The organism is Arthrobacter sp. TB 23, from assembly GCF_000294595.1.
In the GTDB taxonomy this organism is placed as follows: Bacteria; Actinomycetota; Actinomycetes; order Actinomycetales; family Micrococcaceae; genus Arthrobacter_D.
Genome location: NZ_ALPM01000108.1, coordinates 10,826 through 26,809, shown reverse-complemented (window position 1 = coordinate 26,809; position 15,984 = coordinate 10,826). Strand labels below are relative to the sequence as shown.

Annotated in this window: 13 protein-coding genes and 1 pseudogene; 9 read left to right on the top strand and 5 right to left on the bottom strand. The window is 64.8% G+C overall.

The window, feature by feature from the left end:
• Together B384_RS0114780 and uvrA are read left to right on the top strand one after the other, a co-directional pair.
• On the top strand, positions 1–2,014 hold a 2,014-nt coding region (locus B384_RS0114780), incomplete at its 5' end, for a DEAD/DEAH box helicase (RefSeq protein ID WP_019483879.1).
• A gap of 10 nt (positions 2,015–2,024) precedes the next feature.
• A complete protein-coding gene (gene uvrA, locus B384_RS0114775; protein WP_019483878.1) occupies positions 2,025–4,559 on the top strand; it encodes an excinuclease ABC subunit UvrA in 2,535 nt (844 codons plus the stop codon).
• A 23-nt stretch (positions 4,560–4,582) separates the two neighbouring features.
• Here uvrA and B384_RS19150 read toward each other — a convergent pair whose 3' ends face one another.
• The gene (locus B384_RS19150; RefSeq protein ID WP_019483877.1) at positions 4,583–4,822 is read right to left on the bottom strand and encodes a YegP family protein; all 240 of its coding nucleotides are present in this window, start codon (positions 4,820–4,822) and stop codon (positions 4,583–4,585) included.
• 246 nt (positions 4,823–5,068) lie between these two features.
• On the opposite strand from B384_RS19150, the gene B384_RS0114765 reads away from it, so the two are divergent.
• Together B384_RS0114765 and fdhA are read left to right on the top strand one after the other, a co-directional pair.
• On the top strand, positions 5,069–5,539 hold the full coding sequence (locus B384_RS0114765) for a DUF4383 domain-containing protein (RefSeq protein ID WP_019483876.1): 471 nt from the start codon (positions 5,069–5,071) through the stop codon (positions 5,537–5,539).
• Positions 5,540–5,716: 177 nt separating this feature from the next.
• A complete protein-coding gene (fdhA, locus tag B384_RS0114760) occupies positions 5,717–6,934 on the top strand; it encodes a formaldehyde dehydrogenase, glutathione-independent (RefSeq protein ID WP_019483875.1) in 1,218 nt (405 codons plus the stop codon).
• 72 nt (positions 6,935–7,006) lie between these two features.
• Here the strand turns inward: fdhA and B384_RS0114755 are convergent, their stop codons facing one another.
• Positions 7,007–7,477: a thioesterase family protein gene (locus tag B384_RS0114755; RefSeq protein ID WP_019483874.1), complete on the bottom strand. Its 471-nt coding sequence runs from the start codon at positions 7,475–7,477 to the stop codon at positions 7,007–7,009.
• A gap of 271 nt (positions 7,478–7,748) precedes the next feature.
• On the opposite strand from B384_RS0114755, the gene B384_RS0114750 reads away from it, so the two are divergent.
• Positions 7,749–8,450, top strand: coding sequence for a LysM peptidoglycan-binding domain-containing protein (locus tag B384_RS0114750; RefSeq protein ID WP_019483873.1), 702 nt, complete (start codon positions 7,749–7,751; stop codon positions 8,448–8,450).
• A 128-nt stretch (positions 8,451–8,578) separates the two neighbouring features.
• Here the strand turns inward: B384_RS0114750 and B384_RS0114745 are convergent, their stop codons facing one another.
• The 3 genes from B384_RS0114745 to B384_RS0114735 all read right to left on the bottom strand — a co-directional run bounded on the left by B384_RS0114745 (position 8,579) and on the right by B384_RS0114735 (position 12,838).
• Positions 8,579–10,903 carry a Tex family protein gene (locus B384_RS0114745; protein ID WP_019483872.1) on the bottom strand — a complete coding sequence of 775 codons (2,325 nt, stop codon included), beginning with the start codon at positions 10,901–10,903 and terminating at the stop codon, positions 8,579–8,581.
• A 115-nt stretch (positions 10,904–11,018) separates the two neighbouring features.
• A complete protein-coding gene (locus B384_RS0114740) occupies positions 11,019–11,687 on the bottom strand; it encodes a hypothetical protein (protein WP_019483871.1) in 669 nt (222 codons plus the stop codon).
• 125 nt (positions 11,688–11,812) lie between these two features.
• Entirely contained in the window at positions 11,813–12,838 is a 1,026-nt protein-coding gene (locus tag B384_RS0114735) for a hypothetical protein (protein WP_019483870.1), read from the bottom strand.
• A 72-nt stretch (positions 12,839–12,910) separates the two neighbouring features.
• On the opposite strand from B384_RS0114735, the gene B384_RS20850 reads away from it, so the two are divergent.
• The 4 genes and pseudogenes from B384_RS20850 to B384_RS21315 form a co-directional block, all read left to right on the top strand.
• Complete coding sequence (locus tag B384_RS20850; RefSeq protein WP_019483869.1) at positions 12,911–13,381, top strand: SRPBCC domain-containing protein; 471 nt, start codon at positions 12,911–12,913, stop codon at positions 13,379–13,381.
• Between the two features lie 75 nt (positions 13,382–13,456).
• On the top strand, positions 13,457–14,587 hold the full coding sequence (locus B384_RS0114725; protein ID WP_024476268.1) for a type III polyketide synthase: 1,131 nt from the start codon (positions 13,457–13,459) through the stop codon (positions 14,585–14,587).
• Positions 14,588–15,307 (top strand): methyltransferase domain-containing protein, encoded by a 720-nt coding sequence (locus B384_RS0114720; protein ID WP_019483867.1) that lies wholly within the window; start codon positions 14,588–14,590, stop codon positions 15,305–15,307.
• A pseudogene (locus tag B384_RS21315) lies at positions 15,300–15,984 on the top strand (FAD-dependent oxidoreductase); the annotation flags it as partial. The gene B384_RS0114720 and the pseudogene B384_RS21315, both read left to right, overlap by 8 nt.

The window sequence follows — 15,984 nt, the reverse complement described above, 5'->3', positions numbered from 1 at the left end:
CAAGCCGCTGCGACCGGAACCCGGCGCGCAGGACTATCGGGACGCGTCCGCCGAAGCGGAGATCAGCCGCACCGCGCGTGCCCACCTCGGAACCACCCCGCTCCAGGCGCTCACCCTCGAGGACATGGCTGCCGTCGAGTTCACCGAAGACACTCTGCCCAGGCTCCAGGAACTGGCTGGCGTCAGGGTTGACGTGATCGGCGAGCAACCCACCTACGAGGAATTGACCGAGCCGGCCCAGCTGACCATCACCACAGTCGAAACCGACAACCGCGACTGGTTTGACCTCGGCGTACTCGTGACAGTGCAGGGGCGCAAGATCCCCTTCGACCACATTTTCCGGGCCCTCGCGCAGGGGAAAAAGAAGATCAAGCTGGTGGACAACAGTTACCTGTCCATGGACCAGCCCGTCTTCGAGCAGCTCCGCGAGCTGATCGAAGAGGCCCGCGCGCTCAACGAGTGGGAGCCCGGCCTGAAGATCAGCCGGTATCAGGCGGGGCTATGGGCCGAGTTCGAGGACCTGGCGGAGGAAACCGAGGAGGCTCAGGGCTGGCGGAGCGCTGTCGCAGGGCTGAACGACCTGCAGGAAATCACCCCCACTTCCCTGCCGGCCACCCTGGTCGCCACGCTCCGCCCATACCAGCAGGACGGCTTCAACTGGCTGGCGTTCCTCTACCACCACGGGCTCGGCGGGGTCCTGGGCGACGACATGGGCCTCGGCAAGACCCTGCAAACCCTCGCACTGCTCACCCATGCCAAAGAAACCGGCGAAACCAAACCCTTCCTCGTCGTCGCACCCACCTCCGTGGTCCCCAATTGGGTTTCCGAGGCCCAGCACTTCGCCCCTGGCCTCGCCGTCGTCGGGGTCACCGACACCCAGGCGAAAAGCGGCAGCGATCTGGCGGCCCTGACGGCGGGGGCCGACGTCGTCGTCACCTCCTACACCCTGTTCAGGCTCGACTTCGAGGGCTACCAGGCACCGGAATGGGCGGGCCTGATCCTCGACGAGGCGCAATTCGTGAAGAACCGTACCGCCAAGGTGCACCTGTGCGCCAAGGAATTCTCGGCGCCGTTCAAGCTCGCCATTACCGGCACGCCGATGGAGAACAACCTGATGGAGCTGTGGTCGCTGTTCTCCATCACCGCGCCGGGCCTGTTCCCGTCGGCCCGCCGGTTCACCGAGGACTACCGCAACCCGATCGAGAAGTCCGGCAACACCGAACGCCTCGCCCGCCTGCGCCGCAGGATCAGGCCGCTGCTGATGCGGCGCACCAAGGAGGCTGTCGCCTCTGACCTGCCCCCTAAACAGGAGCAGGTCCTGGAGGTTGAGCTGCATCCCCGGCACCGGAAGATCTACCAGACCCACCTGCAGCGCGAACGCCAAAAACTGCTCGGCCTGATCGAGGACCTGGACCGCAACCGGATGATCGTCTTCAGGTCCCTCACCCTGCTGCGGATGCTGAGCCTGGACGCCTCGCTGGTGGATCAGGCGTACGACGGCGTCCCGTCGGCGAAGCTCGACGTCCTGTTTGAACAGCTCGAGGATGTGGTGGCCGAGGGGCACCGGGCCCTGGTGTTCAGCCAGTTCACCTCGTTCCTGAAAAAAGCCGCCGAGCGGCTAACTGCCCAGGGGATCGAGTACAGCTACCTCGACGGGTCCACCCTGCGCCGCGGGGACGTGATCAACAAGTTTAAGGACGGCCGGGCGCCGGTGTTCCTGATCAGCCTCAAGGCCGGCGGGTTCGGCCTGAACCTCACCGAAGCCGACTATGTGTTCCTCCTCGACCCGTGGTGGAATCCCGCCACCGAAGCGCAGGCCGTCGACCGCACCCACCGCATCGGCCAGACCCGCAACGTCATGGTCTACCGGATGGTAGCCACCGGCACCATCGAGGAAAAGGTGATGAAGCTCAAGGAACAGAAGGCCAAACTGTTCAGTTCGGTGCTCGATGATGACGCCGTCTTCAGCTCAGCCCTGACCGCCGACGACATCCGGGGCCTGTTGGAGGGCTAAAGTCGAAGGGGTGAGTCAACAACTATCAGCCGACCTGCCCGCAGCCACCCCCACCACCGGATTTGTCCAGGTGCGCGGAGCTCGGGAAAACAATCTCCGCAACGTGAGTGTCGACGTGCCACGGGATGCAATTGTCGCCTTCACCGGTGTCTCCGGCTCGGGGAAATCCTCACTCGCCTTCGGCACCATCTACGCCGAAGCGCAGCGCCGGTTCTTCGAATCCGTCGCCCCCTACGCGCGTCGTCTGATCCAGCAGGGTTCCAACCCGCGGGTCGACGAAATCACCGGTCTGCCGCCCGCCGTCGCCCTCCAGCAACGCCGCGGCACACCCAGCTCCCGCTCGACGGTGGGCACCGTCACCACCCTGTCCAACTCGGTGCGGATGCTTTTCTCCCGGGCGGGTACCTACCCTGAGGGCGCCGAGTCGCTGGACTCCGATTCCTTCTCCCCCAACACCGCCGCCGGCGCCTGCCCGCAGTGCCACGGCCTGGGCATCGCCCACACCGTCAGCGAGGAATCCCTTGTTCCCGACACGTCCCTGACCATTCGCGACGGCGCCATCGCCGCCTGGCCGGGAGCCTGGCAGGGCAAAAACCTTCGCGACGTCCTGGGTGAACTTGGTCACGACATCGACACCCCGTGGCACCAGCTCCCGAAGGAATCCCGTGACTGGATCCTTTTCACCGAGGAGCAGCCGGTTGTCCAGGTCACCCCCCAGCGGGACCGGGTCGCCAAGCCCTATAAGGGCCGCTTCTGGAGCGCGAAGAGCTATGTGCTCCACACGCTCGCCGACTCCTCCAGCCAGTCGATGAGGGAACGTGTCCTCCAATTCATGCACAGCGGCCCCTGCCCGCTGTGCGAGGGCAGCGGCCTGCAACAGGCCGCGCTCGCCGTGACCTTCGCCGGGTACTCGATCGCCGAGCTCACCGCCGTCCCCTTGGCCGAGCTCGCAGCGATCGTTGAACCCACCGCCACCCTGCAGCACGCGGGATCCAGCTCACGCGCCCTGAGTTCCGGCGAAACCACGGAGGTTGCCGTCACCCTGACCAAGGACCTGCACCAGCGCGTCAGCGTGCTGCTGGACCTGGGGCTGGGCTACCTCAGTCTCCGTCGACCCACCCCCACCCTGTCCCCCGGTGAGATGCAGCGGTTGCGCATCGCAACCCAGCTCCGTTCCGGCCTGTTCGGCGTGATCTACGTCCTCGACGAACCCTCGGCTGGTCAGCATCCCGCCGACGCGGAACCGCTGCTGGAGGTCCTGCAGCAGCTCAAATCCTCGGGTAACTCGGTGTTCGTGGTGGAACACGACATGGACGTGGTCCGCAGCGCGGACTGGGTGGTCGACGTGGGACCCAAAGCCGGCGAAGCTGGCGGCGCAGTCCTCTACAGCGGTGCTGTGGCGGGACTGGCCGACGTCGAAGCCTCAGTCACCCGCCCGTTCCTCTTCCCGGAACAAGCGCCACCCGCCGCCCGTGCAGCACTGCGGGAACCCAGCCGCTGGCTCACGCTCAGCGACATCACCCGGCACAACCTCCGCGGCCTTGACGCGGCCATACCCCTCAACGTGCTGACCGCCGTTACCGGTGTCTCCGGCTCCGGCAAGTCCACGCTGGTCTCCCAGGTGCTTGCCGACGTCGTCAACGATTACCTGCGGGCGGGCGCCCCGGCGGAGGATTCCGACGACGACGGCAGCGACCGCGACTGCGCACCCGGGGACCACATGACCGTGGGCCATGTGGAAGGCCTCGACCTGATCGACCGGCTGGTCCGGGTGGATCAGCGCCCGATCGGCAGGACCCCCCGGTCCAACCTCGCCACCTACACGGGCCTGTTTGACGCCGTCCGCAAGCTGTACGCCGCCACCGACGAAGCCAAAGCCCGCGGGTACGGAGCCGGTCGATTCTCCTTCAATGTGACCGGCGGCCGTTGCGAGACGTGTCTCGGCGAGGGATTCGTCTCGGTCGAGCTTTTGTTCCTGCCCGGCAGTTACGGGCCGTGCCCCACCTGCGACGGAGCGCGCTACAACCCGGAGACCCTTGAGATCACTTATCAGGGCCGGACCATCGCCGATGTCCTCGGACTTACCGTCGACGCCGCCGCGGAATTCCTCGCCGACGTTCCGGCGGCTGCACGCAGCCTCACCACGCTCCGCCAGGTGGGGTTGGGCTATCTGCGGCTCGGCCAGCCGGCCACCGAGCTCTCCGGCGGTGAGGCGCAACGTATCAAGCTCGCCACCGAGCTGCAACGTGCCCGCCGCGGCCACACCCTGTATCTCCTGGATGAGCCCACCACCGGGCTACACCCGTCGGACGTGCAGCTGCTGCTGACGCAGCTGAACAACCTGGTCGACGCCGGCAACACCGTCGTCGTCGTCGAACACGACATGTCGGTGATCGCCGCGGCGGACTGGGTGCTGGACCTGGGTCCTTCCGGCGGCGACGACGGCGGCCGGATCGTGGCCGAAGGGACGCCGTCGTCGGTCGCTGACAGCACTGTCAGCCGAACCGCGCCCTACCTGACGCGGAGACTCAACACCGCCGGCTGAGGACCTCCAAACACCTGACCTGGTCAGCGGCGCTGCCCACTGAAGGCCTGTTTTCCCGCCGCATTCGCGCTGGGGTGGTAACTGTGGCTCTGATCGGCGACCGGCCCGGTGCCGGCAATTTCGCGCATTTCTTCGATGCCTGCGACCGCTTCGGGTTTCGTCTGGTAGTAGGTGGAAACAGCCACCAGCGCGCCGTCTCCTGCCATGAGTTTGATCCGGTATCCGCCGTCGTGCGCATCCACTATTTTGAAGTAGCCTGACACTTTCTTACCTCCTTGTAAGGAATGTCTGAACGGTACCTACATACTAAGCATCCTTAGGTCCAATGGGTACGGTCCGGGAGGATATTTTCGCGGTATTTTCAGGTCTTTCGTCCTATCCGGCTTCCTCTACCAGCGGTAAAATAGAAGTGCTGGCACGGTAGTCACACCACTGCCAGCGGCCCTGTAAAAGCCCGGCGAATAGATTCCAATTTCATCAGGTTCTTTTCTCGATCCAAGGGAGGGGAAATGACTACCGCATCACACCATGCACGTGACTTTCATGTGACCCATGAGCTTGTTCGCGCTGGCTCAATGGGAATGGGAGTAGTCTTTCTGCTTTTGGGCGTTCTGGCCTTTGTGCCAGGACTAACGACACAGTATGGTTCGCTGGCCGTCGCCAGCGGCTCGGAGGCGCTACTCTTCGGCGTCTTCCAGGTGTCCATCCTGCTCAACCTCGTCTATCTGGTTGTCGGAGCAGCCGGGATCATCATGAGCAGGGACAGCTTCGGTGCCCGCAATTTCCTGCTGGGCAGCGGTGCCCTGTTTTTGATCATGTGGATCTACGGGGTGGTCATCGACCTCAACTCGACGGCCAACTTCCTGTCCTTCAATGCGGCGGGTAACTGGATGCATCTGGTTCTCGCGTTGGTCGCGGGCGCCGTAGCTATTGTGCATATCGCCCGGACCCGTGGAGGTGGCCAATCAACCAATATCTAATCAGCGGCCTACGGCCCAGATCATAAATGTTGCCTTGCACCGACTCTGTTGGTGCAAGGCAATCTGGTTTAAGGCGATTGCAACCTTCTTGCAACCTTGGTGCAACCCGGATCACGATACGTTCACTATGGGCCCGGTCACCGACGACAGGGCTGTTCGGAAACGGAAGGGAAGCTCATGCCTGGAAACAAAGCCGTTGCTTACAAAGGACCCGGGAAAGTGGAGGTCATCGATATTGACTATCCCACCTTCGAGCTAAAAGATGGACCAGGAGTGAACCCGGCCAATGTGGGCCGTCAGGTGCACCACGGTGTCATCCTCAAGACTGTCACTACGAATATTTGCGGCTCCGACCAGCACATGGTCCGGGGCCGTACCACTGCCCCCTCCGATCTGGTGCTGGGCCATGAGATCACCGGCGAAGTCGTTGAGGTAGGCCGCGACGTCGAATTCATCAAGGTGGGCGACATCTGTTCGGTGCCCTTCAACATTGCCTGCGGACGCTGCCGAAACTGCAAGGAACGCAAGACGGGTATCTGCCTGAATGTGAACCCTGACCGCCCGGGAAGTGCCTACGGGTACGTGGACATGGGCGGCTGGGTGGGAGGCCAGGCGGAGTACGTCCTGGTGCCCTACGCCGACTGGAATCTACTCAAATTCCCGGACCGGGATCAGGCCTTGGAGAAAATCCTGGACCTGACCATGCTCTCGGACATTTTCCCCACGGGATTCCACGGCGCGGTCTCCGCGGGGGTGGGCGTTGGCTCCACGGTCTATGTTGCTGGTGCGGGCCCTGTTGGCCTTGCAGCAGCTGTATCGGCGCAGCTGCTCGGTGCCGCTGTGGTGATCGTCGGCGACCTCAACGAGGAACGCCTGGCGCAGGCTCGCAGTTTCGGCTGCGAGACCGTGGACGTATCCAAGGGCGATCCGAAGGATCAAATCGAGCAACTGATCGGTGTGCCCGAGGTGGATTGTGGTGTGGATGCGGTGGGCTTCGAGGCGCGCGGCCACGGGTCTGATGCATCCCACGAGGCGCCTGCCACGGTGCTCAACTCGCTGATGAGCCTCACCGCTGCAGGCGGCGCACTGGGCATCCCTGGCCTGTATGTGACGGGTGACCCGGGAGCCGTGGACGACGCCGCGAAGGTCGGGTCCCTGTCCATCAGCCTCGGAACCGGCTGGGCCAAGTCCCTGTCCTTCACCACCGGCCAGTGTCCGGTGATGAAGTACAACCGGGGCCTCATGATGGCGATCCTGCATGACAAGGTGCAGATTGCCAAGGCGGTGAACGCCAAGGCGATCGGTCTGACTGACGCACCTCGCGGCTATCAGGAGTTCGACGCCGGTGCCGCCACCAAGTACGTGCTCGATCCTCACGGGTACGTGGCTGCGTAGGACGCACCTGGGCTGCGGGCACCACTTCTGGTTCCCGCAGCCTTGCGTGTCAGGTGCCAGCGGCCGGGTATGTCAGGGGAACAGCGAAGCACCTCTGTACGGCGCCAGGGCGTCCTTCTGCTCCTCGCTGAGCCGTAGGACGCTCCCTGAGTTCGTGTCGACAAAGGCGAGGATCGTTTCCGCCTTCACACAGGCCACCCCGGTGAGGGGGTCGAGGACCAGGTAGGAGAGGGTGAAACTGGCCGGTTTGAGGGCACTCACCCAGACATCGATCCGCGCCGGAACGTTGCGGTAATCGAGGGTGTCCACAAACCTGACCCGGTGCTCGACCACGAGCGCCTGAGTGCCCGGATTGACCGAGGAAAACAGTGCAACCGGCGGCTGGTCACCCTCGGCTCCCGTCCCGCCGGGAGCCCCGAAAGCGTGGATTCTCGCTTCCTCCAGAAGCCGTAGCACCTGTACATTGTTGATGTGCCCGTAGGCGTCCATGTCGGACCACCGCATCGGCACCAAACAGGTCAGTGTTTGACCACCCAAAACCATCCCTTTTCCCACCCTCTCGTCAAGCATCGCCATGTCTCGATTTGGCAACGATTGAAATCTGTTCTACCGTAGACAATAACCCGTCCAGGGAAACAACCCGCTGCTTAGTTCTTCGAACAGCAGCTCGATATGCCCGGTGCTGCCAATCCACCCGACGTTGCTCGTCCGGCAGCCACCAAAGACCTGACCACAAAAACAGTCGAGGCGAGCAGCGGCGCAAAAATGTCCGGGGACGGAACTAGCGTTGGTGGCCTTTCGGAGCATCAGACCCATGAAGAACCAAAAATTCAGCACTAACGCGCGCCGCGGCGTAGCAGTCATCGCTCTTGCCGGCCTCGGCCTCGGAGCATCAGCTGGAGTGGCTAACGCAGCCCCCGGCAGCACCTGGGACGCCCTCGCACAGTGCGAGAGTGGCGGAAACTGGGGCATCAACACCGGAAACGGCTTCTCCGGCGGCCTCCAGTTCACCCCCTCCACCTGGGCAGGATTCGGCGGACAAGGCGCCCCTCAGGACGCCAGCCGCGAGCAGCAGATTGCCGTAGCAGAGAACGTTCTGCAGGGTCAGGGCTGGGGTGCATGGCCAGCGTGCTCGGCCAAGCTCGGCTTGAGCGGTGGAGCGAACCCATCGGCCCAGCCAATGCAGCAGGCACCTGTTGCACAGGCACCAGTCCAGGCGCAGGCTGAGCAGATCCAGCCTCAGGTTGCCCCAGCACCGGTTGCTCAGGCTCCCGTAGTCCAGGCACCAGTTGCTCAGGCACCAGTTGCTCAGGCTCCTGTGGCGGCGGCTCCCGTTGCAGCTCCCGCACTCAGCGGCGACACCTACACCATCGAGTCCGGCGACACCCTCAGCACCATCGCCGCCAAGCTGGGCGTTGTTGGTGGCTGGCAGGCACTGTACGAAGCCAACGCCGACACCATCATTCACGCTGACCTCATCTTCACCGGTGATGTTCTGCAGCTCCCGGCCTCATAGCCTCACGCTGTAAACAACTGCACAACGACGACGGCGGCCGCCCGGGNGGCCGGCCGCCGTCGTCGTTGTACGTTGAGGGTCGTCGTTGTGCGTTGGGCGTCGTCGTTGTGCGTTGGGGGTCCGGGGCGCTAGGCCAGGCCCGCCTTCTTCAGCGCATCGGCCATCGCGGAGTTGGCGGGCGGCGCAGGGGTACGCGCTGCGGGTGGCTTTGCCGCACGCGGCTTGACCGCTCCCCTATCCGGCCGCGGTTTCTCTGGTCGGCTGCTTTGGGGTCCCCCGCCCGGCTCGTCGTCAAGGCGCAGTGTCAAGGCAATCCGTTTGCGCTCCGGGTCAGCCTCCAGCACCTTGACCTTGACGACCTGCCCCGACTTCACCACCTCGTGCGGGTCGCTGATGAAACGGTTCGCCATAGCCGAGATGTGGACCAACCCGTCCTGATGCACTCCGACGTCGACGAATGCACCGAAGGCTGCAACATTGGTCACCACTCCGTCGAGGGTCATGCCGGGTTTGAGATCGGAAATCTTCTCGACGCCCTCGGAGAAGGACGCAGTCACAAATTCGGGCCGCGGATCCCGTCCGGGTTTCTCCAGCTCCGCAACGATGTCCTTGATGGTGGGAAGCCCGAAGGTGTCGTCCACGAAAGCCGTCAGGTCCAGTTCCCGCAGGGCGGTGCCGCCCTGGCTGAGAATCTTCCGCGCCACACCGTAGGCTTCCGGGTGGACGCTTGAGGCGTCGAGGGGCTCCGAGCCGCCCGAGACCCGCAGGAAGCCTGCGCATTGCTCGTAGGCCTTGGCCCCGAGCCGTGGCACCTTCAGGAGATCCGCGCGCCGGGTGAAGCGGCCGTTGGCGTCGCGGTGGGCCACAATGTTTTCGCTGAGCAGCCCTCCGACGCCAGCCACCCGGCTGAGGAGCGACGGTGAGGCAGTGTTCACGTCCACTCCCACCGCGTTGACGCAGTCTTCGATGACCGCGTTCAGGGACCGCTCCAGGTTGGCTGCTGTCACGTCGTGCTGGTACTGGCCCACACCAATGGATTTGGGGTCGATTTTCACCAGTTCGGCGAGGGGGTCCTGCAGGCGGCGCGCAATTGACACCGCACCCCGCAGGGACACGTCAAGGTCCGGCAGCTCGGCCGAGGCCAAGGCCGACGCCGAGTACACCGACGCACCGGCCTCGGACACCACCAGTTTCTGCAGCTTCCGCTCGGGCATCCGCTTGATCAACTCGGTGGAGAGCTTGTCAGTTTCCCGTGAAGCGGTTCCGTTGCCGATCGCGATGAGTTCGACGTCGTGGTCCGTGACCAGTTTCGCGAGTGACGCGAGCGCAGCATCCCACTTCTTCAGGGGAGCGTGCGGGTACACGGTATCGGTGGCAACAGCCTTGCCGGTGCCGTCGACCACCGCCACCTTGACGCCGGTGCGGAGCCCCGGGTCAAGCCCCAGCGTGGTCCTACCGCCTGCTGGCGCCGCGAGGAGGACGTCCCTGAGATTGGCGGCGAAGACCCGCACCGCCTCGGTCTCAGCGGCAGCGAACAGGCGCACTCGGAGGTCCAGCGATAGTTTGGCCAGAATCCGGCGCCACGATTGCTGGACCGTCTGGGCGAGCCAGGCATCTGCGGGGCGGCCGGCAGGGGCAATTCCCAGCACCGCCGCCACCGAGTTTTCGTACCGGGTGCGCGCCTTGGCGAACTCTTCAGCGTCTGCCGGGTCTCCCTCGGCGATGGCCAACTCCAGCACGCCCTCTTTCTCGCCGCGGAACAGGGCGAGAACGCGATGCGAGGGCATGGTGGACGGGGCCTGGGCGAACTGGAAATAGTCGGCAAATTTCTGGCCCTCGGCTTCCTTACCTGCCCGGACCTTCGACCGCATGAGGCCTTGTTTCCAGAGTCTCTCCCGGGCCGAGGTCAGCAGGTCAGCGTCCTGGCCGGCGCGTTCCACCAGGATCGACCGGGCGCCGGCCAGCGCTTCCTCAGCATCGGGAACATCGCCGGTGACGTACCTGGCCGCCTCGGCCGCGGGGTCCAGGGACGGGTTCCTCACCAGCGCGTCAGCAAGCGGTTCCAGCCCCGCCTCCCGGGCAATCTGTGCCTTGGTCCGTCGTTTGGTCTTGAAGGGCAGGTAGATGTCCTCGAGGCGGGATTTGGTATCGGCGCCCGCAATAGCGGCACGCAACTGATCGGTGAGCTTCCCCTGCGCCTCGATCGAGTCGAGGATGGCCCGACGGCGGTCCTGCAGTTCGCGCAGGTACCTCAGCCGCTCGTCGAGGGTCCGGAGTTGGGTGTCGTCGAGTGAACCGGTGGCCTCCTTGCGGTATCGGGCCATGAAAGGGACAGTCGAACCGGCGTCGAGGAGGTCCACCGCGGCCTTCACCTGCCAGGCACGGACTCCGAGTTCGTCGGCGAGGAGGTCAAAGATGGTGGCGTCAGAAGTCAGATGTGGCACGTGAGCCATTGTCGCCTACGGTGGGGGCTGCGTTCCAACCGGCGCGGAGTTCCCGCCCTGAAACAGTGGTGCTACCCTCCGAGGACTCGCGGCATCTGCGCCGCGAACTCTTCCCAGCTATCGGCTAGGCGCAGGAATCCTGGTCCATGGTGATGACCAGCGGATGCTTGCCGGTAAACGATCCGTCTGCCGTGGAGTAGTCAATCTCGACGTACTCGGAGGTCCCCCTGTCGGCGTCGTCGTCGAGGGAAACCGAGACCACCACGTTGAGATACTCCAGGGTGGAGATCTCGTAGCCGACAGCGGGGACGGGTTCAGTGAAGAACACATTCTGGGGCATATCCCCCATGTCGGCCATGTCGCCTGAGCCGTGCGCCTCGGTGTGCTCATCGCCGCCGCCCATGACCGTCCCGTCCTCCATGCCATGGGTCCCGTGACCGCCCCGATTGGCTGGCGTGACTTCCGCGGAGTTCAGGGTGACGCCGGAGGGCGAACCGAGGCTGACGTCGTCGATCGTGAACGATTCGAGCGTCTCGTTGTGGATCAGGACCGTGTATTCCTGGTAGCCGAGTGCAGGCTGGACCGAGCAGAGCTTGGCACCGTTGACGCCGAGTTGGAGCGGATCCTCGCCGAGCGATGCCGCAATGACTTCGGTCTCGGAAGCGTCCGCGACCGCCTGTTCCGGCGACGCACCATTGACGTTCAACGGGTTCTCTTCCATGCCGCCGCACCCGGAGATCAGGCCGACGGCGAGCACTGAGCTGCCCAGGATCGTTGCGGTTCTGCTTGCCATGGGTCCTCATGCTCTCGGGTTTTAGTGCCACCGGACGCGGCCAAGACTCCGGCCTGCGCTTACCTGTTCTTCGTATCCGGTGGCGGTGCGGTTTGGTGAGCCACGCAACATCTCCCGCCAAGCCCCTACTCGTAAAGCACGTAATCCGGTTTGGGCTGCAATCCGAGGACCTCCGGTGGCAGCATCAGCGCGCCGTGAACGGTGTCTTCTTCGAAGAAGAGTTTGAAGCCGGGATTCACTGTCGGCGGGAGTTCCAGCATCAACTGGTTGTAGGTCTCAATTTTCGCGCCGGGCGCACCGATCCCGTCGACACTCTTGATCACCTCGACGCCGTCGTATTCACCCACCGCACCCTCGTTGGTCACCACTGACGGGGCAACCTGGTGGAACACCAGCGCCTTCTGGGGCAACTGGTGCTCGGCCACCAGGTCATCGAGGTACCTGGCGATCCGATCAATTTCCTCCCCTGACGTCTGCCCATAGGACTGGCCCGGAAGCTGTTCCCCGGAGATATCCCATTCCGGGTCCAGCGCAAGTCCCACATCGGGTTCCAGGAGCCACTTTTCGAGTCGTTCAACTTCTGCAGTCATGGTGGAGCGTCCCGGCTGGACATTGAGCAGCAGCAGCGCGTCGTGCCGCCGGGCCGCCGCCAGGTAGGACTCGATGAACTCGTCCGAGGCTGGGGCGCGGTAGAGCCCGTCCGCCCCGGGAGAAGCCTGCACGACGACGGTGATCAGTTCCAGCACCGGCAGGATGCTGCGTCCGTCGGCGTACTGCTCACCAAGAAGTTCCATCTCCTCGACCCGCTCGTCAATGTCACCGATCCCCAGCCGGCCCATCCCCTCGGACGTCGGATGGCCGCTGAACCCGACCAGCCGGTAGTCAGGGAACAGGTCGGTGCCGCCGCGGGGCAGTTCAAGCGGTTCGGGTTCGACGACGGCGGTTGGCTCGACGCTTGGCGCCACGCTGGGGTCGACGGCGGGCGACTCGCTCGCAGCTGGCGCCGTCGTCGTCGTTGGCGTCGCTGCATTTCCGGCCGCACCACCGGACGCACCACCGGCCGCGCAGCCGGTGAGCAGAAGACACAGGGACAGCAGAATTGGCACCCCGGCACCCCTGATCGGGTGGTCGAAAGGATTGGTGTGGTGCATGTCATTCCTAGGCGAGAGTGTTGGTCAGTCTTTGCGCCCTTAACGGTACAGGCGCTGGGCTACGCTGAACCCATGACTGAGCCAGCGTTCGTGCACGACACCGAGATTGCCACCTCCCCGCTCCGGCTGTGGGAAGCTCTGACCGAGGGTGCCGTGACGCGTCGTTACTGGTCCGGACGCCGGGTGGAGTCCACCTGGGTGCCGGGCTCCCCCATCCGCTTCTATGAGAGCAGTTCGGAGACAATCACCCACCACGGGGTGGTGCTGGAGGTAGACGAGCCGAAGCGGTTGTCATACACGCTCCGCGAAGTACCAGCCGGCGAGGATGGGCACACCGACCCTCAGGACGATGCTGCGTCCCGCATCACGATTGACGTTGAACAGGTGGCCGGCGGCGGGGTGCGGTTCCGCCTCGTGCAGGACCGGCTTGCGGAGGCGGCGGAGCTGGCAGCCGTGGGCAAAAGCTGGGCTCCCATTCTGACGAACCTCCAGGCGCTCCTGGAGAATGACAACGCCCAGTATCCGGCCCCGGGCAACCAGTAGGGATTTCGGGCTCGTCCGGTCGAGCCACGGCGGGCGCTCATTGTATTTACCGGCACCCGTCCCTAAGAATGAACTATGACAGTAATCATGAGGTCCCTAGAAACCGCAGTTCCTGAGACCGTTATGGTGCAGTCGGATGTGAGGGACGTCTTCGCTGCGCAGCCGGGACTGAACCGGCTCGGGACGCGTCTGGTCGGCGCGGCCTTCGACTCCTCGGGAATCAACACCCGGTACACCGCGGTGAAGGAAATGACCCTGGACGCCCCGTCCGAGAACCCGGTCTTCTTCGATTCCGCTGAACGGCGCATCCTGTCCCCCAGCACCAAGGTGCGCAATGAGGTGTACGCGGAAGAGGGCACCAAGCTGTTCGTCGAGGCAGCCGACAAGGCCCTGACAGCCGCCGAGGGCATTGAACCGGCTGATGTCACGCACGTCATCACCGTCTCCTGCACCGGCTTTTTCAACCCCGGACCGGATTACAAGGTGGTTCGCGCGCTCGGGCTGAGCCCGGCCGTGCAGCGCTACCACCTCGGCTTCATGGGCTGCTACGCCGCCTTCCCCGCCCTGCGGGCCGCCAAGTCCTTTTGTGAGGCCGAGCCGGACGCAGTCGTCCTGGTGGTCGCAGCCGAACTGTGCTCCCTGCACGTCAGGTCTTCCAACAACCCTGACACCATTGTTGGGTCGTCGCTGTTCGCCGACGGCGCGGCAGCGGCAGTGATCAGTGCACGGGAATACGAGGCCACCGCGCCCGCCCTGAGCCTGGATTTCTTCGAGACGGTCCTGACACCCGTCGGCGAGGAGTCAATGGCGTGGAACATCGGGGACGAAGGGTTCGAGATGGTGCTCGGCACCTACGTGCCCCACATCATCGATGAGCATATTGTGGGGGCGCTGGAGCCGTTGCTGGCCCGCGACGAAACCCTCGCCGACAAGCAGTACAAGGACATTGAGCACTGGGCGATCCACCCGGGCGGGCGGAGCATCCTGGACAAGGTGGAGGCCAAACTGGACCTGAAGGAGGACCAGTTGGTGCCGGCGCGGGAAACCCTCCGCGATTACGGCAACATGAGCAGCGCCACCGTGATGTTCGTGTTGAAGCACATTCTGGAGCAGCCCTTTGACGGCGCCGACGAGCGGATCTGCTCAATGGCGTTCGGCCCCGGCCTGACGGTGGAAACCGCACTGTTCACCAAGGTGGGTCCCTGAGTGCAGTTCCCCGCTCTCCGCGAGAACGGTTTCCTCGCGCACCGCGACGCTGATGCGGTGGAGGAGATGGACAAGCCGGATTGCGACCCGGTCCTGCTGGACCGGACCTACTCACAGTTCGGGTTGATCAACGCGACGGTCGCTGGCTGGCGACGCACCTGGTCGGCACAGATCCGCCCCCGACTGTCACCGTCGCGGCCCAGCACCCTGCTCGATATCGGGTCTGGTGGCGGGGACATGCCGCGGGCGTTCGCCCGCTGGGCGGCCCGGGATGGCCTGCAACTCTCGATACTGGGCATCGACCCCGACGACCGGGCGCACGCGTTCGCGACCTCGCAGCCGCCCGTGCTGGGGCTGAAGTTCCGGCGCGCGTTCAGCACCGATCTGGTGGCCGAGGGGCTGAAGTTCGACGTCGTGACGTCCAACCACCTGCTGCACCATCTGGCGCCGGAACAACTGCAGTCGTTGCTGGCCGACTCGGAGCAGCTGAGTAGCGGGATCACCCTGCACAACGACATTGAACGTAGCCGGTTGGGCTACCTCTTGTTTTCCCTCGGCACTCTTCCGCTCCGCCGCTCCCTGATCCGGCAAGACGGGCTGACCTCGATCCGCCGCAGCTATACCGCCGCCGAATTGGCGTCCGTCGCCCCGCCCGGCTGGGAGGTCACAGCGAGGTTCCCCTCCCACAACCTGCTGGTTCACCGGGCGCCCCATGCATGACGTCATCGTCGTGGGCGGCGGTCCGGTGGGCCTCTTCGCGGCAATCCTGCTCCGCCAGGCCGGGCTGGAGGTGCTGGTCCTGGAGCAGCGGACCACCCGGAGCGGCCACTCGCGAGCCATTGGCATCCACCCGCCGGCCCTGGCGTCACTCGCCCAGGCCGGGGTGGCCGATGAGCTGATCAGCCGCGGCGTCAGGATCGGTGCGGGGGTTGCCCGCAGCGCTGGCAGCGACGTGACCCGCCTGTCCTTCGCGGGCCTGGAATGCGACTACCCGTTTGTGCTTGCGGTACCGCAGATCCGGACCGAGCAGGTGCTGGAAACCCGCTTTGCCGCCGTCGCACCCGGTGTGTTCCGCCGGGGCGTGACGGTCACCGCGGTCCATGACATTGGGGCGTCAATGCTGGTGACCACGTCAACCGGTGAGGTGCTGCAGGCGCGGCTCGTCATTGGGGCCGACGGCGGCAAGAGCACCGTGCGGTCCAGCGCCGGGATCCCCGCGTCGCTGCAGCGGTACCCCGACACCTACCTGATGGGCGACTTTGCTGACTCGTCGGCGGACCGGTCGACGGCGGTGCTGTATCTGGAGCCGGGCGGGATTGTCGAGTCCTTCCCGCTACCGGACGGGGTGCGGCGCTGGGTGGTGCGGACGTCCTCGCTGGTCGCCTCGCCGACCCCCG

Bases quoted from the DNA above. Each gene is read 5' to 3' on its own strand.
- B384_RS20850 (WP_019483869.1), top strand. From the start codon at position 12,911: ATGACTGAGCCAGCGTTCGTGCACGACACCGAGATTGCCACCTCCCCG.
- B384_RS0114750 (WP_019483873.1), top strand. From the start codon at position 7,749: ATGAAGAACCAAAAATTCAGCACTAACGCGCGCCGCGGCGTAGCAGTC.
- B384_RS0114725 (WP_024476268.1), top strand. From the start codon at position 13,457: ATGACAGTAATCATGAGGTCCCTAGAAACCGCAGTTCCTGAGACCGTT.
- B384_RS0114745 (WP_019483872.1), bottom strand. From the start codon at position 10,903: ATGGCTCACGTGCCACATCTGACTTCTGACGCCACCATCTTTGACCTC.
- fdhA (WP_019483875.1), top strand. From the start codon at position 5,717: ATGCCTGGAAACAAAGCCGTTGCTTACAAAGGACCCGGGAAAGTGGAG.
- B384_RS0114740 (WP_019483871.1), bottom strand. From the start codon at position 11,687: ATGGCAAGCAGAACCGCAACGATCCTGGGCAGCTCAGTGCTCGCCGTC.
- B384_RS0114735 (WP_019483870.1), bottom strand. From the start codon at position 12,838: ATGCACCACACCAATCCTTTCGACCACCCGATCAGGGGTGCCGGGGTG.
- B384_RS0114755 (WP_019483874.1), bottom strand. From the start codon at position 7,477: ATGGTTTTGGGTGGTCAAACACTGACCTGTTTGGTGCCGATGCGGTGG.
- B384_RS0114765 (WP_019483876.1), top strand. From the start codon at position 5,069: ATGACTACCGCATCACACCATGCACGTGACTTTCATGTGACCCATGAG.